The 25,709-nt window shown below is 70.4% G+C and carries 26 protein-coding genes; 17 read left to right on the forward strand and 9 right to left on the reverse strand.

Translation table 11 applies throughout. From position 1 onward, the window contains the following. Window positions 1–280 precede the first annotated feature (280 nt). From rhaI to LUX31_RS02385, 6 genes are all read left to right on the forward strand, one after another. On the forward strand, window positions 281–1,441 hold the full coding sequence (rhaI, locus tag LUX31_RS02360; RefSeq protein WP_235472839.1) for an L-rhamnose isomerase: 1,161 nt from the start codon (window positions 281–283) through the stop codon (window positions 1,439–1,441). Between the two features lie 119 nt (window positions 1,442–1,560). Next, window positions 1,561–3,600 (forward strand): bifunctional aldolase/short-chain dehydrogenase, encoded by a 2,040-nt coding sequence (locus tag LUX31_RS02365; protein WP_235472840.1) that lies wholly within the window; start codon window positions 1,561–1,563, stop codon window positions 3,598–3,600. Then, complete coding sequence (locus tag LUX31_RS02370; protein ID WP_235472841.1) at window positions 3,597–5,063, forward strand: rhamnulokinase; 1,467 nt, start codon at window positions 3,597–3,599, stop codon at window positions 5,061–5,063. Before LUX31_RS02365 ends, LUX31_RS02370 begins: the two co-directional genes overlap by 4 nt. A gap of 69 nt (window positions 5,064–5,132) precedes the next feature. Continuing rightward, window positions 5,133–5,888 (forward strand): (Fe-S)-binding protein, encoded by a 756-nt coding sequence (locus LUX31_RS02375; RefSeq protein WP_235472842.1) that lies wholly within the window; start codon window positions 5,133–5,135, stop codon window positions 5,886–5,888. Next, window positions 5,885–7,366 carry a LutB/LldF family L-lactate oxidation iron-sulfur protein gene (locus LUX31_RS02380; RefSeq protein ID WP_235472843.1) on the forward strand — a complete coding sequence of 494 codons (1,482 nt, stop codon included), beginning with the start codon at window positions 5,885–5,887 and terminating at the stop codon, window positions 7,364–7,366. The genes LUX31_RS02375 and LUX31_RS02380 overlap by 4 nt, the downstream gene beginning before the upstream one ends. Beyond that, complete coding sequence (locus tag LUX31_RS02385; protein ID WP_235472844.1) at window positions 7,363–8,016, forward strand: LutC/YkgG family protein; 654 nt, start codon at window positions 7,363–7,365, stop codon at window positions 8,014–8,016. Before LUX31_RS02380 ends, LUX31_RS02385 begins: the two co-directional genes overlap by 4 nt. Before the next feature lie 46 nt (window positions 8,017–8,062). On the opposite strand, the gene LUX31_RS02390 is transcribed toward LUX31_RS02385, so the two are convergent. Further along, window positions 8,063–8,632 (reverse strand): TetR/AcrR family transcriptional regulator, encoded by a 570-nt coding sequence (locus tag LUX31_RS02390; RefSeq protein WP_235472845.1) that lies wholly within the window; start codon window positions 8,630–8,632, stop codon window positions 8,063–8,065. Window positions 8,633–8,764: 132 nt separating this feature from the next. On the opposite strand from LUX31_RS02390, the gene LUX31_RS02395 reads away from it, so the two are divergent. Together LUX31_RS02395 and LUX31_RS02400 are read left to right on the forward strand one after the other, a co-directional pair. Then, on the forward strand, window positions 8,765–9,622 hold the full coding sequence (locus LUX31_RS02395; RefSeq protein WP_235472846.1) for an AAA family ATPase: 858 nt from the start codon (window positions 8,765–8,767) through the stop codon (window positions 9,620–9,622). After that, on the forward strand, window positions 9,619–11,001 hold the full coding sequence (locus LUX31_RS02400; RefSeq protein WP_235472847.1) for a vWA domain-containing protein: 1,383 nt from the start codon (window positions 9,619–9,621) through the stop codon (window positions 10,999–11,001). The genes LUX31_RS02395 and LUX31_RS02400 overlap by 4 nt, the downstream gene beginning before the upstream one ends. Window positions 11,002–11,048: 47 nt before the next feature. Here LUX31_RS02400 and LUX31_RS02405 read toward each other — a convergent pair whose 3' ends face one another. Then, complete coding sequence (locus LUX31_RS02405; RefSeq protein WP_235472848.1) at window positions 11,049–11,750, reverse strand: SDR family oxidoreductase; 702 nt, start codon at window positions 11,748–11,750, stop codon at window positions 11,049–11,051. Window positions 11,751–11,990: 240 nt separating this feature from the next. On the opposite strand from LUX31_RS02405, the gene LUX31_RS02410 reads away from it, so the two are divergent. Next, window positions 11,991–12,965, forward strand: coding sequence for an NAD(P)-dependent alcohol dehydrogenase (locus LUX31_RS02410; protein ID WP_235472849.1), 975 nt, complete (start codon window positions 11,991–11,993; stop codon window positions 12,963–12,965). A 37-nt stretch (window positions 12,966–13,002) separates the two neighbouring features. On the opposite strand, the gene LUX31_RS02415 is transcribed toward LUX31_RS02410, so the two are convergent. The 6 genes from LUX31_RS02415 to LUX31_RS02440 all read right to left on the reverse strand — a co-directional run bounded on the left by LUX31_RS02415 (window position 13,003) and on the right by LUX31_RS02440 (window position 17,569). Further along, window positions 13,003–13,371: a cupin domain-containing protein gene (locus LUX31_RS02415; RefSeq protein WP_235472850.1), complete on the reverse strand. Its 369-nt coding sequence runs from the start codon at window positions 13,369–13,371 to the stop codon at window positions 13,003–13,005. Between the two features lie 97 nt (window positions 13,372–13,468). Further along, window positions 13,469–14,512 carry a hypothetical protein gene (locus LUX31_RS02420; RefSeq protein WP_235472851.1) on the reverse strand — a complete coding sequence of 348 codons (1,044 nt, stop codon included), beginning with the start codon at window positions 14,510–14,512 and terminating at the stop codon, window positions 13,469–13,471. A gap of 127 nt (window positions 14,513–14,639) precedes the next feature. Then, window positions 14,640–15,305, reverse strand: a complete 666-nt coding sequence (locus LUX31_RS02425; protein ID WP_235472852.1) for a response regulator transcription factor — start codon at window positions 15,303–15,305, stop codon at window positions 14,640–14,642. Then, complete coding sequence (locus LUX31_RS02430) at window positions 15,302–15,601, reverse strand: ATP-binding protein (RefSeq protein WP_235472853.1); 300 nt, start codon at window positions 15,599–15,601, stop codon at window positions 15,302–15,304. Before LUX31_RS02430 ends, LUX31_RS02425 begins: the two co-directional genes overlap by 4 nt. Window positions 15,602–15,780: 179 nt before the next feature. Beyond that, window positions 15,781–16,938 (reverse strand): lactate 2-monooxygenase, encoded by a 1,158-nt coding sequence (locus tag LUX31_RS02435; protein WP_235472854.1) that lies wholly within the window; start codon window positions 16,936–16,938, stop codon window positions 15,781–15,783. A gap of 37 nt (window positions 16,939–16,975) precedes the next feature. After that, on the reverse strand, window positions 16,976–17,569 hold the full coding sequence (locus LUX31_RS02440) for a TetR/AcrR family transcriptional regulator (protein ID WP_235479772.1): 594 nt from the start codon (window positions 17,567–17,569) through the stop codon (window positions 16,976–16,978). A gap of 272 nt (window positions 17,570–17,841) precedes the next feature. Between LUX31_RS02440 and LUX31_RS02445 the strand changes: the two genes are divergently transcribed. From LUX31_RS02445 to LUX31_RS02460, 4 genes are read left to right on the forward strand one after another with little or no spacing between them, the layout of a single operon-like run. After that, window positions 17,842–18,816 carry an SMP-30/gluconolactonase/LRE family protein gene (locus LUX31_RS02445; protein ID WP_235472855.1) on the forward strand — a complete coding sequence of 325 codons (975 nt, stop codon included), beginning with the start codon at window positions 17,842–17,844 and terminating at the stop codon, window positions 18,814–18,816. A gap of 42 nt (window positions 18,817–18,858) precedes the next feature. Beyond that, entirely contained in the window at window positions 18,859–19,722 is an 864-nt protein-coding gene (locus LUX31_RS02450) for an SDR family NAD(P)-dependent oxidoreductase (RefSeq protein ID WP_235472856.1), read from the forward strand. Beyond that, window positions 19,719–20,951 (forward strand): amino acid deaminase/aldolase, encoded by a 1,233-nt coding sequence (locus tag LUX31_RS02455; protein WP_235472857.1) that lies wholly within the window; start codon window positions 19,719–19,721, stop codon window positions 20,949–20,951. The genes LUX31_RS02450 and LUX31_RS02455 overlap by 4 nt, the downstream gene beginning before the upstream one ends. A gap of 2 nt (window positions 20,952–20,953) precedes the next feature. Then, window positions 20,954–21,730: an SDR family NAD(P)-dependent oxidoreductase gene (locus LUX31_RS02460; RefSeq protein ID WP_235472858.1), complete on the forward strand. Its 777-nt coding sequence runs from the start codon at window positions 20,954–20,956 to the stop codon at window positions 21,728–21,730. A gap of 7 nt (window positions 21,731–21,737) precedes the next feature. On the opposite strand, the gene LUX31_RS02465 is transcribed toward LUX31_RS02460, so the two are convergent. Beyond that, window positions 21,738–23,132: a carboxylesterase/lipase family protein gene (locus tag LUX31_RS02465; protein WP_443045920.1), complete on the reverse strand. Its 1,395-nt coding sequence runs from the start codon at window positions 23,130–23,132 to the stop codon at window positions 21,738–21,740. 179 nt (window positions 23,133–23,311) lie between these two features. On the opposite strand from LUX31_RS02465, the gene LUX31_RS02470 reads away from it, so the two are divergent. The 4 genes from LUX31_RS02470 to LUX31_RS02485 all read left to right on the forward strand — a co-directional run bounded on the left by LUX31_RS02470 (window position 23,312) and on the right by LUX31_RS02485 (window position 25,703). Continuing rightward, entirely contained in the window at window positions 23,312–24,277 is a 966-nt protein-coding gene (locus LUX31_RS02470) for a pirin family protein (protein WP_235472859.1), read from the forward strand. Between the two features lie 99 nt (window positions 24,278–24,376). Then, on the forward strand, window positions 24,377–24,853 hold the full coding sequence (locus LUX31_RS02475; RefSeq protein WP_235472860.1) for a MarR family winged helix-turn-helix transcriptional regulator: 477 nt from the start codon (window positions 24,377–24,379) through the stop codon (window positions 24,851–24,853). After that, window positions 24,850–25,296, forward strand: coding sequence for a MarR family winged helix-turn-helix transcriptional regulator (locus LUX31_RS02480; RefSeq protein ID WP_235472861.1), 447 nt, complete (start codon window positions 24,850–24,852; stop codon window positions 25,294–25,296). Before LUX31_RS02475 ends, LUX31_RS02480 begins: the two co-directional genes overlap by 4 nt. 56 nt (window positions 25,297–25,352) lie before the next feature. Beyond that, window positions 25,353–25,703: a tetratricopeptide repeat protein gene (locus LUX31_RS02485; protein ID WP_235472862.1), complete on the forward strand. Its 351-nt coding sequence runs from the start codon at window positions 25,353–25,355 to the stop codon at window positions 25,701–25,703. The last annotated feature ends 6 nt before the right edge of the window (window positions 25,704–25,709 follow it).

The raw sequence follows: 25,709 nt of genomic DNA on the forward strand, positions 1-25,709 counted from the left end.
GTTGGGACTGGCCTCACGATGTCGTGAAAGGTTTCAACTGGGTTGCCGGGACGTTAGACACGGGAGCCATGTCACGTCAATGGGTCCGTGTCGAAATTCTTTCGATAGTTGAAGGTCGCGGCCAAGTCACGGCAACCTGAGTTGGTCAGAGGGGTTGACACCCCTTCGAGGGGCTCATAGCTTCCCGTTCTGAATCGTTTCATCAGATCGTCGTTCCGAACGTCGTTCCGCAGACTGTTTCCCAGTCGTCGTTCCGACCCGATGTCACAGGAGTCCCGCAGTGACCGAGCGCAGCGCGGTGAAGGCCGCTCTCAAGACCCAGGCCATCGAAACGCCGTCGTGGGCGTACGGGAACTCGGGGACCCGTTTCAAGGTGTTCGCCCAGCCCGGCGTACCCCGCAACCCCTTCGAGAAGCTGGACGACGCCGCCCAGGTGCACGCCTTCACGGGGGTCGCGCCGACCGTCGCGATGCACATTCCGTGGGACAAGGTCGAGGACTACGCGGCCCTGGCGAAGTACGCGGAGGAGCGCGGCCTGAAGCTGGGCGCGATCAACTCGAACACCTTCCAGGACGACGACTACAAGCTGGGCAGCATCTGCCACCCGGACGCGGTGGTGCGGCGCAAGGCGCTCGGTCATTTGCTGGAGTGCGTCGACATCATGGATGCGACGGGGTCCGCCGATCTCAAGCTGTGGTTCGCCGACGGGACCAACTATCCCGGTCAGGACGACATCCGTGAGCGGCAGGACCGGCTCTCGGAAGCACTGGCCGCGGTGTACGAGCGGCTCGGCGACGACCAGCGGATGCTCCTTGAGTACAAGTTCTTCGAGCCGGCCTTCTACACGACCGATGTACCGGACTGGGGGACGGCGTACGCCCACTGCCTGAAGCTCGGGCCGAAGGCACAGGTCGTCGTCGACACCGGGCACCACGCTCCCGGGACCAACATCGAGTTCATCGTCGCGACGCTGCTGCGGGAGGGGAAGCTCGGCGCGTTCGACTTCAACTCACGGTTCTATGCGGACGACGACCTGATGGTCGGTTCCGCTGATCCGTTCCAGCTGTTCCGGATCATGTACGAGGTGATCCGGGGTGGGGGGTTCGTGCCTGAGGTGGCGTTCATGCTGGATCAGTGTCACAACATCGAGGCGAAGATTCCGGCGATCATTCGGTCGGTGATGAATGTGCAGGAGGCGACCGCCAAGGCGCTCCTTGTTGATGCGTCGGCGTTGGGGGCTGCTCAGCGGGCTGGGGATGTCTTGGCCGCCAACGCGGTTTTGATGGACGCGTACAACACGGATGTGCGGCCGTTGCTTGTTGAGGTTCGGGAGGAGTTGGGGTTGGACGGGGATCCGATCGCTGCGTATGCGCGGAGCGGGTGGGGGGCGAAGATCGCTGCGGAGCGGGTTGGTGGGGAGCAGGCCGGTTGGGGAGCGTGACTTCCGCGTCTCGTCTGCCTGGTTCGGTTCATCGCGGACTGCCGGTCCGTTGTGGCTTGTCGCGCAGTTCCCCGCGCCCCTAAAGGGGCGCTCCACATCACGTAAGGACTCTTCACGTCATGGCTATCCATCCTGAAGCCGCCGCCCTTATCGCTCGGTCTCGTCGGCTTGGTGCTGATGCCCGGAACACCAACTACGCCGGTGGGAACACGTCCGCCAAGGGGACCGATGTCGATCCCGTCACCGGGGGTGATGTGGAGCTGATGTGGGTCAAGGGGTCCGGGGGTGATCTGGGGACCCTGACCGAGGGTGGGCTGGCTGTGTTGCGGCTGGACCGGCTGCACGCACTCAAGGGTGTGTATCCGGGGGTGGAGCGCGAGGACGAGATGGTCGCCGCGTTCGACTACTGCCTGCACGGCAAGGGTGGGGCGGCGCCGTCGATCGACACCGCCATGCACGGACTCGTCGACGCCGCCCACGTGGATCACCTGCACCCCGACTCCGGGATCGCGCTCGCCTGCGCGGCCGACGGGGAGAAGCTGACCGCCGAGTGTTTCGGGGACCGTGTGGTGTGGGTGCCGTGGCGGCGGCCCGGGTTCCAGCTCGGGCTGGACATCGCCGCCGTGAAGGCCGAGAACCCGCAGGCCATCGGTTGCGTCCTCGGCGGACACGGCATCACCGCCTGGGGCGACACCGCCGAGGAGTGCGAGCACAACTCGCTGCACATCATCCGTACCGCTGAGGCGTTCCTCGTCGAGCGTGGGAAGGCCGAGCCGTTCGGCTCGGTTGTCGAGGGGTACGGCCCCCTCGCACCGGACGAGCGGCGTGAGCGTGCCGCTGCCCTTGCTCCCTATGTCCGGGCCATCGCCTCGCAGGACAAGCCGCAGGTCGGCCACTTCACCGACTCCGACGTCGTACTGGACTTCGTCTCGCGTGCCGAACACCCTCGGCTGGCCTCCCTCGGTACCTCCTGCCCTGATCACTTCCTCCGTACGAAGGTCAGGCCGCTCGTCCTCGATCTGCCGGCCTCCGCTCCCCTCGACGAGGCGATCACGCGGCTCAAGGAGCTGCACACCGAGTACCGCGAGGAGTACGCCGCCTACTACCGGCGCAACGCCCTGCCTGACTCCCCCGCGATGCGCGGCGCCGACCCGGCGATCGTGCTCGTGCCCGGCGTCGGCATGTTCTCCTTCGGCAAGGACAAGCAGACCGCTCGCGTCGCCGGCGAGTTCTACGTCAACGCGATCAACGTGATGCACGGAGCCGAGGCGGTCTCGACGTACGCGCCGATCGAGGAGTCGGAGAAGTTCCGGATCGAGTACTGGGCGCTGGAGGAAGCCAAGCTTCAGCGGATGCCCAAGCCGAAGGCGCTGGCTACTCGGGTCGCTCTCGTGACCGGTGCGGGCAGTGGGATCGGGAAGGCCATCGCCGAGCGGCTCGTTGCCGAAGGTGCGTGTGTCGTCGTCGCCGATCTCAACGCGGAGAACGCGGCGGCTGTGGCGGAGGAGCTCGGTGGGCCCGACAAGGCCGTCGCCGTCACTGTGGATGTCACCTCCGAGGAGCAGATCGGCGCGGCCTTCCGGGACGCCGTGCTTGCCTTCGGTGGAGTGGACCTCGTGGTCAACAACGCAGGAATCTCCATCTCCAAGCCGCTGCTGGAGACCTCCGCGCGTGACTGGGATCTGCAGCACGACATCATGGCGCGCGGGTCGTTCCTCGTATCGCGTGAGGCAGCGCGGGTGATGATCGCCCAGGAGCTGGGCGGTGACGTCGTCTACATCGCGTCCAAGAATGCCGTCTTCGCCGGGCCCAACAACATCGCCTACTCCGCGACCAAGGCCGACCAGGCCCACCAAGTGCGGCTCCTGGCCGCCGAGTTGGGGGCGCACGGTATCCGGGTCAACGGTGTCAACCCTGACGGGGTCGTCCGTGGCTCCGGGATCTTCGCCGGGGGCTGGGGTGCCCAGCGCGCTGCCACGTACGGCATCGAGGAGGAGAAGCTCGGTGAGTTCTACGCCCAGCGGACCATCCTCAAGCGTGAGGTGCTGCCCGAGCACGTCGCCAACGCCGTCTTCGCGCTGACCGGCGGCGAGCTGACGCACACCACGGGGCTGCACGTCCCGGTCGACGCCGGCGTCGCCGCCGCCTTCCTGCGATGAGCCGGACCGTCAGGTCGTACGCCGCTGTCGACCTCGGCGCGTCCAGTGGGCGCGTCATGGTCGGCCGGGTCGGGTCCGACACGCTGGAGCTGGCCGAGGCGCACCGGTTCGTGAACCGGCCCGTGCGGGTGCCCGAGGGGCTTCGCTGGGATGTGCTGTCCCTGTACGCGGGGGTGCTGGACGGGCTGCGGGCAGCGGGGCAGGTCGACTCCGTCGGCATCGACAGCTGGGCCGTGGACTACGGCCTGCTGGACCGGGACCGTGCGCTGCTCGGCAATCCGGTGCACTATCGCGACGCCCGTACCGAGGGTGTCGCGGAGAAGGTGTGGGCGTCCGTCCCGGCCGCCGAGTTGTACGCGGCTACCGGGTTGCAGTACGCGCCCTTCAACACCCTTTATCAGCTGACGGCGGCACGCGGTACCGGGCAACTGGCCGCCGCCTCACGCCTGTTGCTCATCCCCGATCTACTGACCTACTGGCTCACGGGCGAGGCCGGTACCGAGCTGACCAACGCCTCCACCACCCAGCTGATCGATCCCCGGACGCGTGACTGGGCGTACGACATCGCGCGGAAGCTGGACATCGACCTCGGGCTGTTCGCGCCGCTGCGGCAGCCGGGTGATCCGGCGGGCGTGCTGCGCGCCGAGGTGCTGGAGGAGACCGGGCTCACCGGGCCCGTGCCGGTGACCACGGTCGGTTCGCACGACACTGCCTCGGCGGTGGCGGCCGTGCCTGCCGTCGACGAGCGGTTCGCCTATATCTGCACCGGCACCTGGTCGCTGGCCGGTCTTGAGCTGGACGCGCCCGTGCTCTCCGAGGAGAGCCGGGCCGCCAACTTCACCAATGAGCTGGGGCTCGACGGTACGGTCCGCTATCTGCGGAACATCATGGGGCTGTGGCTGCTCCAGGAGTGTGTACGGGCCTGGGGGGACCCGGAGTTGGGTACGTTGCTGCGGGCCGCGTCCGAGGCGCCGGGGCTGAGGTCCGTGGTGGATGCCGGTGACGCGGGGTTTCTGGCGCCGGGGCGGATGCCGGAGCGGATCGCCGAGGCCTGTCGGGTCTCCGGGCAGCCGGTTCCTCGGTCGCCGGGCGAGATCACGCGGTGCATCCTCGACTCCCTCGCCCTCGCGCATCGGCGGGCTGTGGCCGACGCTCAGCGGCTCGCCGGGCATGCCGTCGACGTCGTGCACATCGTCGGGGGCGGGACGCGCAACGCGCTGCTGTGCCAACTCACCGCCGATGCCTGCGGGTTGCCGGTGGTGGCGGGGCCGGCCGAGGCCGCCGCGCTCGGCAACGTCCTCGTCCAGAGCCGGGCCCACGGGCTCGTCGGCGACCGTACGGACATGCGCCGACTGCTCGCCCGTACCCAGCCACTGACCCGCTACGAGCCGTCCGGTGACCCGGCGGCCTGGCGGGCGGCGGAGGCCCGGCTCACCCAAGCCCGCCTCACCGAAGGCCGGTGAGGGGGCTCCCTCCCTGTGCGCCCTCCGCGTACCCTGCACTCATCCGATGATCGACCACTAGGAGCTGCGATGCGTGTCGCCCTGTTCCTGACCTGTGTCAACGACACGCTCTATCCGGACACGGGCCGCGCCGTGGTGAAACTGCTGACCAGGCTGGGCGTCGAGGTCGACTTCCCGATGGCGCAGACCTGCTGTGGGCAGGCGCACTACAACACCGGGTACCGCCATGAGGCCGAGCCGCTCGCCCGGCATTTCTCCGATGTCTTCGGGGGGTACGAGGCGATCGTGACGCCCTCCGGGTCGTGCGGGGCGATGGTGCGCGATCTCTATCCCCGGATGGGTGAGCGGGCGCGGGCCGAGGGGCGCGGGGACACCCTCGCCGCGACGCTGGCGCCCGTGGTGCCGAAGACGTACGAGTTGACGGAGTTCCTGGTGGATGTGCTGGGGGTGACGGACGTGGGCGCCTACTACCCGCACACCGTCACCTATCACCCGACCTGTCATGGTCTGCGCGGGCTCGGGCTCGCCGACCGGCCGCGTCGGCTCCTCCAGGCCGTCAAGGGGCTGGAGCTGCTCGAGCTGCCGGGGGCCGACGAGTGCTGTGGCTTCGGCGGGACGTTCGCGCTGAAGAACTCCGATGTCTCGGCGGCGATGGGGGCCGACAAGGTGCGCAACGCCGAGTCGACGGGCGCGGAGGTGCTGTGCGCCGCCGACAACTCGTGTCTCATGCACATCGGCGGCACCATGACCCGGCTCTCCACCGGGATGCGGCCGGTGCACATCGCGGAGATCCTGGCGAGCACGGAAGAGGAGCCCCTGACATGAGCGGCGGGACGTTCGTCGGAATGCCGGCCTTTCCCAAGGCGGCCCACGAGGCGGTCAACAACCAGACCCTGCGCGGAAATCTGCGCCACGCCACCCACACGATCCGCGGCAAACGGGCGAAGGCCGTCGCCGAGGTGTCCGACTGGGCGGAGTTGCGGGAGGCGGGCAAGCGGATCAAGGACCATACGCTCCGTCATCTCGACCGCTATCTCGTCCAGTTGGAGGAGTCGGTCACGGCGGCGGGTGGCCATGTGCACTGGGCCGCCGACGCCGAGGAGGCCAACCGGATCGTCGTCGAACTGGTGCGGATGACCGGGGAGTCGGAGGTCGTCAAGGTCAAGTCGATGGCAACGCAGGAGATCGGGCTGAACGAGGCCCTGGAGGCCGAGGGCATCAGCGCCTACGAGACCGATCTCGCCGAGCTGATCGTGCAGTTGGGCAAGGACCGGCCCTCGCACATCCTCGTCCCGGCGATCCACCGGAACCGCGGTGAGATCCGGGACATCTTCGTGCGCGAGATGAGCGAGTGGGGCCGCCCGGCTCCCGAGGGTCTCACCGACACGCCCGCCGAGCTGGCCGAAGCGGCACGCGTCCATCTCCGGGAGAAGTTCCTGCGCGCCAAGGTGGGCGTCTCCGGCGCCAACTTCATGGTCGCCGAGACGGGCACCCTGGTGGTGGTCGAGTCGGAGGGCAACGGGCGGATGTGCCTGACCCTGCCGGAAACGCTGATCTCGGTCGTCGGCATCGAGAAGATCGTGCCGACCTGGCGCGACCTGGAGGTCTTCCTCCAGACCCTCCCCCGCTCCTCGACCGCCGAGCGCATGAACCCGTACACGTCGACGTGGACCGGTACGACGGACGGCGACGGCCCGCAGACCTTCCATCTGGTCCTGATCGACAACGGCCGCACCGACACCCTCGCCGACGAGGTCGGCCGTCAGGCCCTGCGCTGCATCCGCTGCTCGGCCTGCCTCAACGTCTGCCCGGTGTACGAGCGGGCCGGCGGCCATGCCTACGGCTCCGTCTATCCCGGCCCGATCGGCGCCATCCTCAGCCCCCAACTCCGGGGCATCGCAAGCGAGATCGACGCCTCGCTCCCGTACGCCTCCTCGCTGTGCGGGGCCTGCTACGAGGTGTGCCCGGTCGCCATCGACATCCCCGAGGTGCTGGTGCATCTGCGGGAACGTGTCGTGGAGGGCGGGCCGGTGACACGGGAGGGCAACAAGGTCGTCCTGAAGCCGGCGAAGGGCCACGCCGCCGAGCGGGCCGCGATGCGCGCCGCCCGCTGGGCGTTCAGCCATCCCGGCGCCCTGCGCACCGGGCAGCGCCTCGCGTCCCGGACGCGCCGTTTCCATCCCCGCACCCTGCCGGGGCCCGGCAAGGCCTGGAGCGGCACCCGCGATCTGCCGACCGTACCGGCGGAGCCGTTCCGCGACTGGTGGCAGCGCACCAACGGCGGAAAGGACACCAGCAAGTGAACAGCCGCGACCTGATCCTGGGCCGGGTGCGCCGCGCCCTCGCCGACGTGCCCCGTGACGACCCGCCGTACGACCAGGCCGTCGACCGCGACTATCTGCGCGAGCACGGAAACCGCGGCGTCGAGGAGACGGTCGAACTCCTCGCCGAGAACCTGGCGGACTACCGGGCGATCGTGCACCGCTGCACCGACGACGAGCTGCCGACTCTCCTCGCCGGGACACTGGCCGGACACGGCTCGGCCTCCGTGGCCGTACCGCCCGGTCTGGACGAGCGCTGGCTGTCGGCCACCGACGCCGTACGCGTCCCGGACCGGGGCGAGAGCACACCGTACGACCTGGACCGGGTCGACAGTGTGGTCACGGCCTGCGCCCTCGCCGTCGCCGAGACCGGCACCATCGTCCTGGACGGCTCCCCCGACCAGGGCCGCCGCCGGATCACGCTCGTCCCCGACCATCACATCTGTGTTGTAAGGGTCCCCGACCAGGTCGTCTCGTCCGTGCCCCAGGCCCTCGAACTCCTCGACCCTGCACGCCCGTTGACCTGGATCTCCGGGCCATCGGCGACCAGCGACATCGAGCTGGACCGGGTCGAGGGGGTGCACGGGCCGCGCACTCTGGAGGTGGTGCTGGTGAGTGGTGGGGGCCACTGATCGGGCCTCCCGTTGTGCGCTGATCGGGCGTCCCGTTGTGCGGGGGCTACGCCACTCCCGCCGCGTCCATCAGCGACGCCACCGTCACCGTGGTCAGCCCGGCCAGGGACTCGATGCGGGCGCCGGAGCGGGCACTCGCGCCGTCGAAGACGAGCATCAACTGCCGGGCCAGCAGCTCGGGTTCGCGCGCGCCGCCCGCTTCCGCCTGGGTGCGGAACCAGTCCTGGAGGCGCTGCTTGGCCTGCTGGGCGACCACGCTCGCCGGGTGCCCGGGGTCCTTCAGTTCGACGAGCGCGGCCAGAAAGGGGCAGCCCTGGTAGCCGGGTTCCGTGGACGCCTTCTCCAGCCGCTCGAACAGGCCGAGGACGCGCTCGCGCGGGGTGCCGGCGTCCTGCGGGCCGGGCAGGAGCTGCTCGGCGTACCCGGCCGAGCGTCGGTCCAGGCTGGCCGCGAGAACCTCGTCCTTGCTCGGGAAGAGCTGGTACATCGACCGTTTGGAGACTCCTGCGGCCTTGCACAGCGCCTCGACGCCGATGGAGACGCCGTCGCGGTAGAACAGCTCGGCCGCCGCGTCGAGCAGCCGGTCGCGGGGGGTCGCCTTGTCCGTAGTGGCCATAGTGCGAGGTTACCTCGCGGGCCGGAGCCGGGGAAACCGATCGGTTCACTCGTGACAGAGGGCATGAACAAGCGCTTAGATAGTAGATCCGAACCTGTTCGCACCCCATTCGCGCCCACGCTGGAGGCCCCGTTGTTCACTTCCGTCGACGACGTCTCCGCGCGCCTCGCCGAGACCGGCTACCTGGCCTCCCCCGCCGTCGCCACCACGGTCTTCCTGGCCGACCGCCTCGGCAAGCCGCTCCTGGTGGAGGGCCCGGCCGGTGTCGGCAAGACCGAGCTGGCCAAGGCCGTCGCCGAGATCGCCGGAGCGGAGCTGATCCGTCTCCAGTGCTACGAGGGCGTCGACGAGTCGAGGGCGCTGTACGAGTGGAACCACGCCAAGCAGCTGCTCCGCATCAGCGCGGGCCGCGACGAGACATGGGACGCGACGCGCACCGACATCTTCAGCGAGGAGTTCCTGCTCCCGCGGCCCCTGCTGACCGCCATTCGCGGCGACGAGCCCAAGGTGCTGCTGATCGACGAGACCGACAAGGCGGACGTCGAGGTGGAGGGCCTGCTCCTCGAAGTGCTCTCCGACTTCCAGGTCACGGTCCCCGAACTGGGCACGATCACCGCGACCCGCCGCCCCTTCGTCGTCCTCACCTCCAACGCCAGCCGCGAACTCTCCGAGGCCCTGCGCCGCCGCTGCCTCTTCCTCCATATCGGCTTCCCCGACGCCGAGTTGGAGCGTCGCATCGTACGGCTGAAGGTGCCGGACCTCGACGCGGCACTGGCCGAGTCGGTGGTACGGGTGGTGGGCGCGCTGCGCGCGATGGACCTGCGGAAGGTCCCGTCGGTCTCCGAGACCATCGACTGGGCCCGCACCCTGCTGGCCCTGGGCGCGGACACGCTCGACGAGACGGTCGTACGGGACAGCCTGGGCGTCCTCCTCAAGCACCAGGACGACGTCCTCAAGGCGAGCGCCAAGTTGGACCTGGACGCACTGTGAACGCGCGCTCCACTGAGGCCAGTTATGGCGCCGATGTCACTGAACGCCTGACAGGGCTCGTCGGTGCACTGCGCTCGCACGGCGTCCGGATCGGCACCGGGGAGACCGTGGACGCGGCACAGGCGGTGGCCGTACTCGGGTTCGCGGACCGGGAGTTGCTGCGCGAGGGGCTGGCCGCGACCCTGCTGCACGGCACGGACCAGCGTCCGGTGTTCGACCCGGTCTTCGACTTGTATTTTCCGCGCAGTGTCGGAGCGCCCGGCACTGCTGGGCCCGCGGACCGGGACGAACTGCGGGACCGGATCGCGGCCGCGCTGGCCGCCAACGACCGTGCGCTGCTTGCCCAGTTGGCCGTCGAGGCGGTCGACGGCTTCGGCGGATACGGCTCATCGCCGGGGTCGGACGGCTGGTCGTCGTACCAGACCCTGGACCGGATTCGGCCACAGACACTGCTGGCCCGGGTGCGGGCGAGCCTCCGTGAGGGCGCCGGGGAGACGGAGTTCGCCGACCGGCTGCTCGACGACGAGATCCGGCGGCGGATCGAGGCGTTCCGGCGACTGGTCGGCGCGGAGGCCCGGCGCCGGGTGGCCGAGCGGCGCGGCCGGGACGAGATCGCCCGACGGGCGGTGGCCCCGACCGCCGACCGGGTCGACTTCCTGATCGCCGGACGCGCCCAACTGACCGAACTGCGCAGGGCCGTTCAGCCGCTCGCGCGCAAACTCGCCACCCGGCTGGCGGCGCGCCGCCGCAAGGCCGCACGCGGCTCGATCGACCTGCGCCGCACGGTGCGCGCCTCCCTGTCGACGGGCGGGGTGCCGATGCGGCCCGTACTGCGCCGACGCCGGCCCGCCCGGCCCGAACTGGTGCTGCTGTGCGATGTGTCGGGCTCGGTGGCCGGCTTCTCCGACTTCACGATGCTGCTGGTGCAGGCGCTGCACGACCAGTTCAGCAAGGTCCGTGTGTTCGCCTTCGTCAACCGCGTCGACGAGGTGACCGGCCTGCTCGTGCACGGCGCCGCCGACCCCGAGGGGCTCGGCGCCCGCATCCGTGCGGAGGCGACCCTGACGGGCTGGCACGGCAGCAGCGACTACGGCGTCGCGCTGGGCGAGTTCACGGAGCGGTACGCCGACGCGGTGGGCCCGCGCACCACCGTGTTCGTGCTCGGTGACGCCCGTACGAACATGAGCGACCCGAATCTGCCCGCGGTACGGCAGCTGGCCGAACGGGCCCGCCGCGTCTACTGGTTGAACCCCGAGGGACGGTCCCAGTGGGGCACGGGCGACTCGGCGGCGCCCGCGTACGCCGAGCTGGTGGAGATGCGCGAGTGCCGCAACGCCCGCCAACTCGGCGCGCTGATCACCCGGTTGCTGCCGGTGTGACGGTGGCCGGGCAACCGGGCAACCGGGTAACCGGGTAACCGGCGTGACTATGCGGTGAGTTGGGGGTAGAGCACCTCGACACCCGCCGCGAGGCCCGCCTTCACCTGGCGGCTGAGGTCGTCGGCCAGTACCTCGAAGGCGCCGGACTCGATGCCGTCCAGGGCCTGTGCGGCGACGCCGTCCGGGGTCGACTTGAGGGCGTCGATACCGGCGGTCATGTCCGTGTCGACGTAGCCGACGTGCAGGCCCGTGACGTCGATGCCGCGCGGCTTCAGGTCGAGGCGCAGGGAGTTGGTCTGGGACCAGAAGGCGGCCTTGGATGCGCTGTAGGAGCCCGCGAGGCCGATCCAGGACAGCACCGAGTGCACGTTGAGGATGTGGCCGCCGCCGTTGCGCTCGATGACCGGGACGAAGGCCCGGGTGACGAGGAGGGGGCCGTAGAAGTTGGTCTCGAACTCGCGGCGCACGTCGTCCACGGGCGAGTCCAGGAAGTTGGCGTTCACCGAGGCGCCCGCGTTGTTGATCAGGACGGTCACATCCTGGGCCAGCTCGGCCGCCGCCGCGACGGACGCGAGGTCGCTCACCTCCAGGGCCAGCGGTACGGCGTCGGGGTGGGTGACGGCCCGGGGGTCGCGTGCCGTGGCGTACACCTTCTTCGCGCCCCGCCCGTAGAGCGCTTCGACCAGCGCCCGTCCGATACCGCGGCTGCCGCCGGTGACGAGGACGACCGAGCCTTCGATGCGCGTCATGAGGTTCTCCTGGAGCGTGGGACAAGGGGCGGTGCGGGCAGAGCCCGCCTGAACCACCGAGGAAACCGATCGGTTTCCATCCGGCTCTCACGAGCGTAAACCGATCGGTTTCTCGGGGCAAGTGCGGTCGGACCCCTACGGGTCGAATACGGCTTTTCCCGGATACCCGCGCCCATGACGCTCCCCCTAGGCTCGCGAGTAGCGGCGAGTGCCGTGCGCGAGGGGGGGGGACGGGACGAGATGAAGGCAGTGACTCAGGACGCCTACGGCTCGGCGGACGTGCTGAAGGTGAGCGACATCGACAAGCCGGTGCCGACGGCCCGGCAGGTGCTGGTGCGGGTGCACGCCTCGTCGCTGAACGCGTACGACTGGCATTTCATGCACGGCGACCCGAAGCTGGCGCGCGCGACATTCGGGCTGTCGAGGCCGAAGCTGAAGGTCCGGGGCCGGGACTTCGCCGGCCGGGTGGAGGCGGTCGGCAGCGAGGTCAAGGGCATCTCGCTCGGCGACGAGGTGTACGGCGAGGCGGACGGGGCCTTCGCGGAGTACGTGTGCGCGGCCGAGGACTCGGTGGCCCGCAAACCCGCCGGCCTCACCTTCGAACAGGCCGCCGCGATCCCCCTGGCCGCGAATACCGCCCTCATCGGCCTGCGCGACCTGGCCCGGTTGGCGCCGGGGCAGACGGTGCTGATCAACGGCGCGTCGGGCGGCGTGGGCACGTTCGCAGTGCAGCTCGCCAAGGCGTACGGCGCGGAGGTGACCGCCGTGTGCCGGACGCGGAACGTGGAGATGGTCGCCTCACTCGGCGCGGACCACGTCATCGACTACACCCAGGAGAACTTCACCCTCGGCGACAAGCGCTACGACGTCGTGCTCGACCTGGTCGGCAACCACTCCCTGAGCGCGTTCCGGCGCGTCCTGACACCCACCGGGACACTCCTGCTGTCGGGCGGCGGGGTGTACGAGGGCGGCAGCCTCGTGGGACCCATGGGGCTGTTCATCAAGCGGAGGCTGGTGGCGCCCTTCGTCCGCCAGCGGCTCCTCGAACTACCGGCTGTGGCGAGCCGGGAGAACCTCACGGCACTGTGCGAGTTGGCGGAGGCCGGGAAGATAGCCCCGGTCATCGACCGTACGTATGCGCTGAGCGAGGTTCCCGACGCGATGCGGTATCTCGTGAAGGAGCATGCGCGGGCGAAGGTCGTCATCACGGTCTGAGGCGAACCGGCGTCATCCCTGACAGGGGTGAGTTCTGTCAGCTTCCTTCCGGTGCCTTCGCGTACTCCTGCGCCATGCCTCCCGCGAAGTCGTGGACGATGACCTGCTCGTCGCCGACGACCCACGCGTCGTGCCCGGCCGGACACACGAAGACATCGCCGGGTCCCACCTCGCTCTCGCCGCCGTCGTCCATGCGGATGTGCATCCGGCCCTGGAGGACATAGCCGTTGTGGTGGATCTCGCAGCTCTTCGTGCCCACGATGGGCCCGACGGACTCGGACCAGCGCCAGCCCGGTTCGAAGGTTCCGATGGCGAAGTCGAGCCCCGTGAGGTGTACGGCTTCGAGGTGTCCCCGGGGGAAATCGCGCCGCTCGTCAGGCTTCTCGACTGTCTTGATCTCCAGCATGTCGTGCCTCCCGTCCCCCGTCATGGCTGTCGGACCCCCGCTCCCTTCCATCGTCCGCCTGTCAAGCCGGGGCCGCCATCCGAGCGATGTGCCGGTGTCAGAGTTCGAAGGTCACGAAGCCGTCGTCCGCGTCCGGCGCCGGTGCCGTCACCGTGTAGCCGAAGCGGTCCTTGAGAGAGGTGACGTCCCAGGGTGCGGCGCGGTCGCGGTAGTTGAAGACGATCTCCTTCTGTGCGCCGCCGCGCTGAAGGATCCGGGACATGGCGATGTCGTCGGGGTGGTGGTGCCGGGCGCCGCTCGTGGAGATCAGATAACGGTCGCAGTCGAGAAGGTCCAGGAGGTCCGTGGAGATGTTGTGCTTGCTGCCGTGGTGGGCGACCTTGAGGACGTCCACATGGAGCCGTCCGCCCGCCGCCTGGGCGCGGGGCCGCAGCGACTCGACGAGTCGGCGGTCGTCCGCGTCGCCGGTGAGGACGATCCGCCGGTCCTCGAACTCGAAGAGCAGCCCGATGCTGGAGACGTTCGTCGGCGAGGGGTCCCGCTTGAACGGCGTCGCGGCGAGCTGCTCCACGTCCACGGCGCCGCCGAAGGGCTCGAAGCCGTCTACAGGGGGTGGCTCATCGGGGTCCCGGCCCGGGATCAGCCCGTGCTCGGCACACACGTCCACCCACACCGGGGCCAGCCGCTCCAGTTGCCGGCGGTCGGGCGAGAGCACCTCCATCGTGGACCCGTCGTCGAACCACCCAATCCGCTGCCCGACCTCGGCACCGCGCCCGCCGAAGGCATCGTTCCAGGGCATGTTCTGCCCCAGCAACGCACTGGTGAGCCTCTCGCCGTCCTGCGCGCCGAACCCCTCGGCGTCGACCAGGTGGTCGAAGCCGTTGAACCACACGTCCCCGAACTCCACCGACCGCTCCGGATCCTCCAGCAGGGCGAGGACACCTAGGACGTGGTCCTGGTCGACATGGGTGACGACGAGGACGTCGACCAGCCCGTCGAGTCCGGCGAGCACCGGTTTGATCAGCGGATACGTGCCCGCGCGTCCACCGTCGACAAGGATCCGATGGACGAACGTGTCGTCGCCGTATTCGAGGAGCAGGCAGTCGCCGTCCTCGCCGGGCATCATCGTGAACCGGATCATCACGGCCTCCCGCAGTGGGACAGCGGCATTTCTCCTATCATATTTAGCAATGCCCCGTATGTCCTGGCGTGCGTCAGTGGACGTCAGGCCCACCACGGCCGGGAGGAGCAGCAACTCCCCATCCAGGTCAGGCGAGTTCGAGTACTCCCCTGCGCACGGCCTCCGACACCGCCGCCGCCCTGTTGTCGACCTTGAGCTTGCGGTAGACGCGCACGAGGTGCGTCTTGACCGTGGCCTCGCTGAGGAACAGTGCCTCGGCGATGGCCCGGTTGCTGCGCCCCTCGGCCATCAGCCGTACGACCTCGATCTCGCGCCCGCTCAACTCGTGCTCCGGGCTGACCACTTGGCCGACGAGTTCCCCGACGACCTCCGGGGCCAGCCCCAGAGCCCCGGCCGCGGCCCCGCGCACCGCGCGGAACAACTCCTCGGGCGGCCCCGCCTTGAGGACATAACCCCGGGCGCCCGCCTCCAACGCCCGTACGACATCGGCCCGTCCGGCATAGCTGGTCAGCATCACCACCGCCACGCCGGGTGCCTCGGCGACGAGCCGGCGGATCGCCTCGATCCTGTCGATCCCGCCGCCCGGACTCCCGAACCGGAGGTCCATCAGCGCGACATCCGGGAGCATCCGGGCGACCAGAGAGACAGCCTCCTCAGCGCTGCCGGCCTCGGCGATCACATCGAGGTCCGGTTCGCCCTCGATGAGCGCGCGCAGGCCGGCCCGTACGACGGCGTGGTCGTCCGCGATCAGGAGGCGCAGCGGCCCGGGCGCACCGGGCGGGTCCGCGGTCATCCGGCAGTCGCCGTGGGGACGGGCGCGGCTGCGGGCTGCGGTCGGGGCCGTGCGGAGACCGTGGCCCGGATCCGGGTGCCCCGGCCGGGCTCGCCGCAGACGCCGAGGTCACCGCCGTACTCGCGCAGCCGCGCCCGTGCGGCGGGCAGTCCGAAGCCACGGCCCGCGCCGTGCGGGGTGCGGGCGAAGACCTCGGCCGGGTCGAACCCGACGCCGTCGTCGCTGACTTCGAGGTCCACCCGGGCCGCTCCGGCTCCGGTGGCGAGTACACGTCGTCTGCTGAGGAAGCTGGACACTCTGCGGGCCTCTCTGATGGGGGGTTCTCCTGGGGGGTCTGCGGTTCGATCCTGACGCGAGCGAGAGGGTCTTCGCGTCGGCTGGAAGGAGCGAGGGGGAGAGCGGCAGGTTGAATCCCCGTTCAGCCGATCGGTTGAACGGGGTGGCCGGATGGGCAGGCGGTCGGACGGTCAGTCGGTCAGACGGCCTGGAGTGCCTCGGGTACGAGGTCCTTGAGGGACGGGTAGCCGTCCACGGCCATGATCAGGTCCGTCTCGGCGAGCAGGGCCCGCAGTACGTGCACGATGCCGTCCGTGCCGCCGAGGGCGCAACCGTAGGCGTACGGGCGGCCGATGCCGACCGCTGTCGCGCCGAGGGCGAGTGCCTTGACGATGTCGGCGCCACTGCGGACGCCGGAGTCGAACAGGACCGGCAGCTCGCCCGCGGCCTCGACGACGCCGGGCAGGACGTTGAGGGCGGGGAGGCCGCCGTTGGCCTGCCGGCCGCCGTGGGTGGAGCAGTAGAGGGCGTCCACTCCCGCGTCGCGGGCGCGGCGCGCGTCCTCGGGGTGACAGATGCCCTTGAGGATCAGGGGGAGGTCGGTCAGCGAGCGCAGCCAGTCCAGGTCGTCCCAGGTGAGCGGGTTGCCGAAGATCTGGGTCCAGTGGAGGATCGCGGCCTGCGGATCCTCTTCGGGCGGTCGGCCGAGCGCGGCCCGGAACGCCGGGTCGCCGGTGTAGTTGGCGAGGCAGTGACCGCGCAGCTGGGGGAAGTTGGCCGTCGCGAGATCCCGGGGGCGCCAGCCGGTGATCCAGGTGTCGAGGGTGACGACGATGCCCCGGTACCCGGCGTGCTCGGCACGCTGGACGAGGCTCTCGGCGATGTTCCGGTCGGTCGGGGTGTAGAGCTGGAAGAAGCCGGGGGTGTCGCCGAGTTCGGCGGCCACGTCCTCCAGCGGGTCGACGGAGAACGTGGAGGCGACCATCGGCACTCCGGTGCGGGCGGCGGCGCGGGCCGTGGCCAGGTCGCCGTGTCCGTCCTGGGCGCACAGTCCGATGACGCCGATCGGGGCGAGGAACACCGGTGACGGGAGTGTCGTCCCGAACAGCTCGACGGTCAGGTCCCGTTGGGCGGCACCGACGAGCATGCGCGGGATCAGGCCCCAGCGGGCGAATGCCTCGACGTTGGCCCGCTGGGTGCGCTCGTCGCCGGCTCCCCCGGCGACGTAGGACCAGGCGGACGGCGGGAGCGCGGCGCGGGCCCGTTCCTCCAACTCGGCGAACTCCATGGGGAAGGACGGCAGAACTCCGCCCAGCCCGTTGAGGTAGATCTCGTTCTGGTAGTCGGCGAACGCCATGCGGACACCCTTTCCCTCAGGTCGAGCGGCCCACGGCTCAGGCGGCTCGTGGCCGGGCGTGCAGGAGGAGGTGATCGGCGAGCATCTCCAGCGCGGCCCGGCTGTCGTCGGTGTTGCGGTCGACGAGCCAGATCATGTTGAGGCCGTCGATCATCGACAGGACGTACCGCGCGAGCACCGGCACGGGTTTCGTCCACTCGATCCCCGCGTTGTCGGCGGCGAGTTCGAGCAGCGAGGCGAAAGCGCGCAGGAAGATCTCGTACTGCTTCCCGGCGACGTCCTCGAAGCCGGAGTTGCGCAGGGCGTACTGCGTAAGCTCGTAACTGATCTGGTGCTCACCGGGGTTGGCCTCGAAGCCCTTCCAGAACGCGTGCAGGCTGTCGAGGACGCTGTCGCGGATGTCCTTGTGCGGGGCGAACAGACCGCGGACCTCGGCGACGTACCGCTCGGTGAGGGTCTCGGTGACGAGTTCGAGCAGTTGGGCCCTGGATTCGAAGCAGTAGTGGAAGGCTCCGAGGGTCATGCCCGCCTCGGTGACCACCGCGCGGGTGGTCGCCTTGGCGACGCCGTCGCGCGCCATGACCCGGATCGCCGCCTCCAGGAGCTCCGCTCGCCGGTCGCTCGCCGCCATGCGGGGCACGCGTTCTCCTCTCCGCATGGGGCTCACCTGTTGGTTCGGTCGTCAGGATAGCCAACCGGTCCTTAAGAAGTAAGTCAGATGTCCAGGACGCTTGACTTACTTCTCTTGCTTGGGCCACCGTAGCGTGCGGGGGACGGGCATGTGCTTCGTTCACCCGCGGGCCGGTGGGGGCTGGTCGCGCCCCGCGGCGGAGCCGCAAATCGATACAGCCCCGCGCCCCTATCGGGGGCGCGGGATCCGTTCAGCAGCCTCAGGAGGCAGTGGTGCGACCGAGGGCCACAGTGGTTCTGGACGGCTACGGCGTCCTGGAGTCGTTGCGCTGGCACGACGACGCCCTGTGGTTCTGCGATCTCGCCCATGGGACGGTGCACCGCTGGGACACCCGAGGTGAGCCGGAGACGGTGGTGGAGGTACCCGGCCGGGCGGGCGGTCTGGGGTGGCTGCCCGACGGGCGGATGCTGGTCGTCTCCATGGACGGGCACTGTGTGTACCGGCGGGAGCCGGACGGCTCGCTGGTCGTGCACGCCGATCTGAAGGGCATCGCCGGGGGTCCCGTCAACGACATGTTCGTCGACCGGCTGGGCCGCGCCTACGTCGGCAACTTCGGCTTCGACTATCACGGCTTCGTCCGTCGGCAGCCCAATTCCATGCTGTACGTCCCACCGGGGCCGCCCAGGACACCGATCGCCTGTCTCTCCCCCGAGGGCGAACTCCTGGGCCTGAGCGAGCCGTTGGTGTTCCCGAACGGCATGTTCCTCCTGGACGACGAGTCCACCCTGCTCGTCGCCGAGACCCTCGCGATGCGCCTCACCGCGCTCCCCGTACTCGCCGACGGCCGCCTGGGCCCGCCCCGCCCCTGGGCTCCCCTGATCCCCTCCGCCTTGTGGACCTCCCTCAACCACCCCGGTCTCCTGGGCCGCTTCACCCGGCGGATCTCCGCCCTCCTCGACCACCGTGCCGTGGCCGACCGCTCCGCCAGCCCCATCGCCCCCGACGGCATCGCACCCGGCCGGGACGGCACGGCCTGGGTCGCCAACGCGCTGCGCGGCGAGTGCGTCCGGGTCGGACCCGGCGGCGCGATCCTCGACCGCGTCGCCACCAGTCAACCCACCCTGAGCTGCCTGGTCGCCGGACCCGACGGCAACACCCTGTACGCGGCCACGACACCGACCGACGACCCGCAGCGAGCGGCCGGTCTGGGCGGGTCTCGGCTGGAGGCGTACGCCTTGCCGTCCTGACCGCGTCCCTCGCCAACCGGCCCTCTTTTCCCGGGAGTTCCCATGCACGCACCTCGAACGGACGGCGCCCCGGCCGCACGCGTCGTGCTGATCACCGGCGCCGCGAGCGGCATCGGCGCGGCGACCGCGCGCGAGGCGGTGCGCCGGGGTCACCGGGTCGCGCTAGCCGACATCGACCTGGCCGGAGCGACTCGGATCGCCGACGAACTCGGGCCCGGCGCCCACGCGTTCGAGCTGGACATCCGCGACGAGGCCGCATGGGAAGCGACGTTGGACGCCGTGGCGGACCAACTCGCCCCGGTGGACGTGCTCGTGAACAACGCGGGGATCATCCACACCGGCTACGCACGCCAGTTGGCGCCGTCCCGGCACCGCCACATGATCGAGGTGAACCTGCTCGGCCCGATCAACGGCATGCTGGCCGCCCTGCCCCGGATGCGCGCCCAGGGCCACGGGCACATCGTCACCGTGTGCAGCATGACGTCGTTCCTGCCGCTGCCCGGCTACACCACCTACGGCGCGACCAAGCACGGGCTGCGCGCCTTCCACCACAGCGTGGCCATCGAGGAACGGGACGGGCCCGTGACCTTCAGCATCGTCCATCCGCCCGGCACCCGAACCCCCATGCTGGAGCAGGAGATGGCCGACCCCAGCGCGGTGATCACCTTCGCCGAGAAGCCGCTCAGCCCCGAGAAGGTCGCCTCGGTGATCGTCGACGCGATCGAGAAGAAGCCCGTCGAAGTCGTCCACCCCGCCATCGGTGGACGCGTGCAGCGGGCCGCCGGTGTGTTCCCCCGGCTGATGCGCTTCGTGATCCCCAAAGTGGTGGCCATGGCCGAGCGGCGCAGCACGGGTCTCGTCCCGGCCCCGACAGCAGCATCCGAGCAAGGAGACACCGACCGATGACCCTCAACACCACTGCTCCCAGAGCCGGTTCGGCTCCCGCGACGCAGAGCCATTTCGACCGGCTGCGGGCGGCGACCGCCGGCCTCGAACCGCCCTTCGGCGTCATCGACCTGGACGCCTTCGACGCCAACGCCCTCGACCTGGAGCGCCGTGCGGGCGGCAAGCCGATCCGGCTGGCCAGCAAGTCGCTCCGCTCCCGCGCCCTCATGCGGCGCGCCCTGGACCGCCCGGGATTCGCCGGCATCCTCGGCTTCACCCTGCCCGAAGCCCTGTGGCTGGCCGAGGAGTTCGACGACATCGTCGTCGGCTACCCCACCGCCGACCGCACGGCACTGCGCCGACTCGCCGCCGACGAACGGCTCGCGTCCCGCATCACCCTGATGGTGGACTGCGTCGAGCATCTCGACCTGATCGACGCGGCGACCGGCCCCCGCGAGACCCGTATCCAGGTCTGCCTGGAACTGGACGCGGCCCTGCGTCTGGCGGGCGGCCGGGTCCACCTGGGGCCGCGCCGGTCCCCGGTGCACACCCCGCAGGAGGCACAGGCGTTCGCGCGCGAGGTCGCGTCCCGGCCGGGCTTCGAGCTGACGGGCATCATGGGGTACGAGGGTCAGGTCGCCGGTCTGGGCGACAACGTGCCCGGCAACGCGCTTAAGCGGGCCGTCGTACGGGCGATGCAGCGTTCCTCCGTCGAGGAGCTGAGCCACCGCCGGGAAGCCGCGGTCGCGGCCGTACAGGCGGTGACACCGCTGCGGTTCGTCAACGGCGGCGGCACGGGCAGCCTGGAGACGACGACCCGCGAGGACTCCGTGACCGAACTCGCGGCGGGCTCCGGCCTGTACGGTCCCGGCCTGTTCGACTTCTACCGCGCCTTCCGACCCGTCCCGGCGGCCTACTTCGTGCTGCCCGTCGTACGCCGTCCCTCCTCCTCGGTCGCCACACTCCTGGGCGGCGGCTGGATCGCGTCCGGGCCGCTCGGCAAGGACCGGCTGCCCACACTGGCCTGGCCTCTGGGGCTACGGGTCACCGCCACCGAGTCCTTCGGTGAGGTGCAGACCCCGCTGGTGGGCAAGGCCGCGAGCGTCCTGAACATCGGGGACCGGGTGTGGCTGCGGCACGCCAAGGCCGGTGAACTGTGCGAACGCATCGGCGACCTGCATCTGGTCAGCGACGGCGCGGTGGTCGACACCGTGCCCACCTACCGCGGCGAGGGACACCACTTCCTGTGACTGTGACCGCCACGACCATCACCGGCCGGACGGTCCTGATCGTCGGCGCCTCCTCGGGTATCGGCGCGGCGGTGGCCCGGCAGCTCGCCCCGGCGGGCAACCGGCTCGTCCTCACGGCCCGCCGCGCCCCCGAACTGGCCGCCGTGGCCCAGGAGGTACGGGCGGCAGGCAGCGCCTGCCTGGACATCGCCGCCGACGCCCTGGACCCGGATGCGGCGTCCGGGGTCGTGGCAGCCGCCGTCGCGGAGTTCGGCTCCGTGGACATCGCGCTGCTCAACGCGGGCCAGGGACCGGACATGTCCATGGACCAGGTCGGCACGGCCGACGTCGCACGGATCATGGCGTTGAACTACGACGTCGTCGTCAACTATCTGGTCCCGCTGATCCGGCAGTTGGGCGAGCAGCCCGACGGAGGTCTCATCGCCCACACCAACTCCCTCGCCGGGCTGATGGGCATCCCCCGCCAGGGCCCGTACTCGGCGGCGAAGGCGGCCGTACGCACCCTCCTCGACGCCGCGCGCGTCGAACTGGCGCCCAGGGGCATCCGGTTCACCTCGATCCACCCGGGCTTCGTGGGCACGGACCGCGTCGACGGGGACGGCCTGCCCAAGCCCTTCCAGGTCAGCCAGGAGCGCGCGGCCCGGTACCTCGTGCGCGCCCTGGAACGGGAACCGGCGCAGGCCTGTTTCCCCTGGCAGACAACGGCGTTGGTCCGCACACTGCGTGCCCTGCCCGCGCCGGTCTCCGACCGGGTGCTGCGGCTGCTCGCCGCCCGATAGGGCTGCGCTACTCCGCCGTCAGGGGCAGCGCGCCGAACGTGTGCCGCTCCCACAGGCGCCGGGAGGCCTCCTCCGGGTAGGCGGCGACGGTCGGTTCGGTGTCGAGGAGTTGGACGAGGCGCCGTCCGGTGTCGTACGCGGGCCAGCCCGGGTCGCCCGTGGCGGCGAAGGAGGTCCAGGCGGAGCGGAGTCGGGCGGAGAGTTCCTCGGCCTCGGGCAGGGGCACGGGTCCCATCAGCATGCCGCCGAGGCCGCCGTTGACGTCGCCGCCGACGCCGAAGGCCAGGGGCACGTCCAGGCCGTGACAGGCACCCAGGACGCCGCCGTTCGCGGGAGCGGCCCAGGTCAGCTCGTAGACGTGGGCCCGGCCGCCCGCGGCGATCTGTGCCTCCGCGAGGTGGATCACCGGCATCCGGAAGAGCCAGTCGGACTGCACGAGTTCGAACAGGTACTCCGCCGAGGCGTCCGGGAACGCGGCGCGGTAGGCCTGCTCGGGGTCGGTGCCGGGGCCGAACAGACGCAGGACGGTCGCCGCCAGTTCGTCGTCCACCCGGCCGAACAGCCCGCCGAGCATGAGGAAGAGACGGTACTCGTCCCGGGTGTGTCCGAGGATCAGCTCGACGTCCCGCGCGGCGCCGCCCGCCAGGGCCTCGAACGGGGTGGTCGCCAGGACCTCGCCGTCGACCACGGGCGAGAACGGGGTCGGGGTGAGGGCGACCGCGCCCCACCTCGGCACGTACTCGCGCATCCGGGCGCTGAGGGTGGCCCCGGCCTCGGGCAGCTTGCGCGGGTCCACGCCGGACAGGTCGTCCACCGTCGGACGCAGCCCGAGTTCACCGGCGAGCGCCTCGGCGATGTCCCCGGCCAGCGCGTCCGAGAAGTACGTGCCGGGCACGCTCTGCAGGATCGCCCGCCGGAACAGTCCGCGCGCCCGCTCCATGCCGAGCAGTGCGGCGATGGACCCGGCGCCGGCCGACTCCCCGAAGACGGTGACCCGGTCGGGGTCGCCGCCGAACGCCGCGATGTTCTCTCGTACCCACTCCAGGGCGGCCACCTGGTCGAGCAGTCCCCGGTTGGCCGGGGCGCCCTCGATCCGGGCGAACCCCTCGATGCCGACCCGGTAGTTGAGGGTGACCACGACGGTCCCGCCCTCGCGGGAGAGGCGGTTGCCGTCGTAGTTCGGGTCGTCGGCGGAGCCGAACTTGTAGGCGCCGCCGTAGATCCACACCAGCACTGGGCGGCGCGCCGCCGGGTCCGCGTCGGGCGTCCAGACGTTGACGGTCAGCCAGTCGTCCCCGGCGGACGGAACCTCGGGGCCCATCATCTCCTGCGGCGGCGGAGGCCCGAACGCGAACGCCTCCCGTACCCCGGAACACCGCGAGGCCGCCCTCACGACGCCCACGGACAGCGCCCGCCACCGTGCTGACCTCGGGAAACTCGGCTGCGCTCATCGACAGCCCCCTCACGCCACAGTGAATGGTTATTCACTATACGAACCACGACACCGAAGAGGGACCAAGGCTTCCGATTTTCTCGCCTCCGAAAGCGAGGACAAGCCCGCTCCCCACTAAGTTGTGCGCCATGAGCAACCTTGACCGCGCGCCCGTACCCAGCGTCTGTGGCGGCCGTGGATTCGTCGTCGCCGAACCCGTACGTGAACTGCTGAGCCCCCGAGTCGTGAAACTCGGCGAGAGCACCGAGGTACGCCGACTGCTGCCGAACCTCGGTCGGCGCATGATCGCCGCGTGGGCCTTCGTCGACCACTACGGGCCGGACGACATCGCCGACGAGCCCGGTATGCAGGTGCCGCCGCACCCGCACATGGGCCTGCAGACGGTGAGCTGGCTGCACGAGGGCGAGGTGCTGCACCGCGACTCGACCGGCAGCCTCCAGACGATCCGCCCGCGCGAGCTGGGCCTCATGACCTCCGGCCGAGCGATCAGCCACTCCGAGGAGAGCCCCAAGTCCCACGCGCGGTTCCTGCACGGCGCGCAGCTGTGGGTCGCCCTCCCGGACGAACACCGCCACACCGACCCTCACTTCGAACACCACGCCGACCTGCCCACGGTCACGGCACCCGGCGTGACGGCGACCGTGATCCTCGGCGCCCTCGACGGCGCGGCCTCGCCCGGCACGACGTACACCCCGATCGTCGGCGCCGACCTGACCCTCGCGGACGGCACGGACGTACGCCTGCCGCTCGTGCCAGACTTCGAGTACGGGGTGCTGGCGATGTCCGGCGAGGTGCACGTGGACGGGGTGCCGGTACTGCCGGGCTCGATGCTCTACCTCGGCTGCGGCCGCACCGAACTCCCGCTGCGCGCCGCGTCCGACGCGAGCGTGATGCTCCTGGGCGGCGAGCCGTTCGAGGAGGAGCTGATCATGTGGTGGAACTTCGTGGGGCGCACCCAGGCGGAGATCGAGCAGGCTCGCTCGGACTGGATGACCGGCACCCGGTTCGGTGACGTGAAGGGGTACGACGGCAGCGCTCTCCCCGCCCCCGAACTGCCCCCGACCCCGCTCAAGCCTCGCGGTCGGACGCGGTAGCCGAAGCGGGCGGCAGCCGGAAAGCGCCCGACGCCCTCCCCGCTTCACAGTGGTCATATTTAGTAGCCATGGATATAGTAGCCATGTACCGTATCCGGCATGAGTAAGACATCCGAGGGCGCGACCCCCGGCTACCTGGTCTGGCGGCTGTCGACGAAGTGGCGTGTGGCCGTCGACCGGGCGGTCGCGCCCCTCGGGCTGACCCACGCGCAGTACTCGCTCGTCGCCTCGCTGTACGGCATGCGGCGCGCCGGTCTGCGCCCCAGTCAGCGCCGGCTCGCCGACCACACCGGTCTCGAACCGCTGTACGTGTCGAAGCTCGCGCGCGCCCTGGAGACCGCCGGCCTGCTCGAACGCGCGCGGGACCCGCAGGACCCGCGCGCGGTGCAGTTGGCCCTCACCGAGGAGGGCAGCGAGGTCGCCCGGCGCGCGATCAAGGTCGTACAGGGGCTGCTTCAGCAGTTGCTGGAGCCCCTCGGCGGCCTGGACAGCGAGCGCACCCGGGAGTTCACCCGCGACCTGGCGCTACTGCTCGACACCCCGCTCCACGCCGACCCCGAGAAGGAACAGCCATGACCACAGCCCCGACCTCACCCGCGCTCAACCCTCGTGTCATAGCCCTGGCCCACTACGCCGCGCGAGCGGTCCTCGAAAACGTGCTGGCCCGTCATGGCGTCACCTTCCAGCAGTCGGTGACGCTGAGGCTCGCCGTCGTCGCCGACGGGCCCGTCGACCGCGAGCACCTCGTCGGTGAGGTCGTCGACGCGCTGAAGATCGACAAGGCCGACGCGCACACGGTCGTCGACGAACTCGTCGAGGGCGGGCTGCTGACGGCCGAGTCCGCCCTGCTCACGGTCACGGACGCGGGGCGCGAGCTGTACCGCGCCACCAGCGCCGAGACCGCCCCCTACTCCGCGCGGATCTACGCCGGTATCCCGGACGGGGATCTGGCCGTCGCCGGCCGGGTGCTGTCACTGATCACCGAGCGGGCCAACGCGGAGCTGGCCGCCATGGCCTGACCAGCGGTGGAATGAACGACCGCCCGGGCCGGTTACCGCCTCCGAAGGAGGCACGAGTGAAGACCACGACGGACACGTACTACGACCACGGGACGGCGGCGGAGCGCTGGGAGCGGGCGCGGCTGTTCTTCGACACCAAGGACTACGCCGGTGCGGCGCGGGTCCTGGGCGGGCTGGTCGAGGAGGTGCCGGAGCAGACCGCACCCCGGCTGCTGCTGGCCCGCGCCTACTACCACTCGGCCCAACTGCGGCGCGCGGAAGCCGAGTTGCTCGTCCTCGTCGAGCGCGACCCGGTGGAGCAGTACGCCCGGCTGCTGCTCGGACGCACCCTCCAGCGCCAGGGCCGCCACGAGGAAGCCGCACCGCACATGAAGCTCGCCTCGGCCCTCGCGGGCGACTTCGAGTAGTCGACC

The sequence above is a fragment of the Streptomyces sp. GQFP genome, assembly GCF_021545335.1.
Taxonomy (GTDB): Bacteria; Actinomycetota; Actinomycetes; order Streptomycetales; family Streptomycetaceae; genus Streptomyces.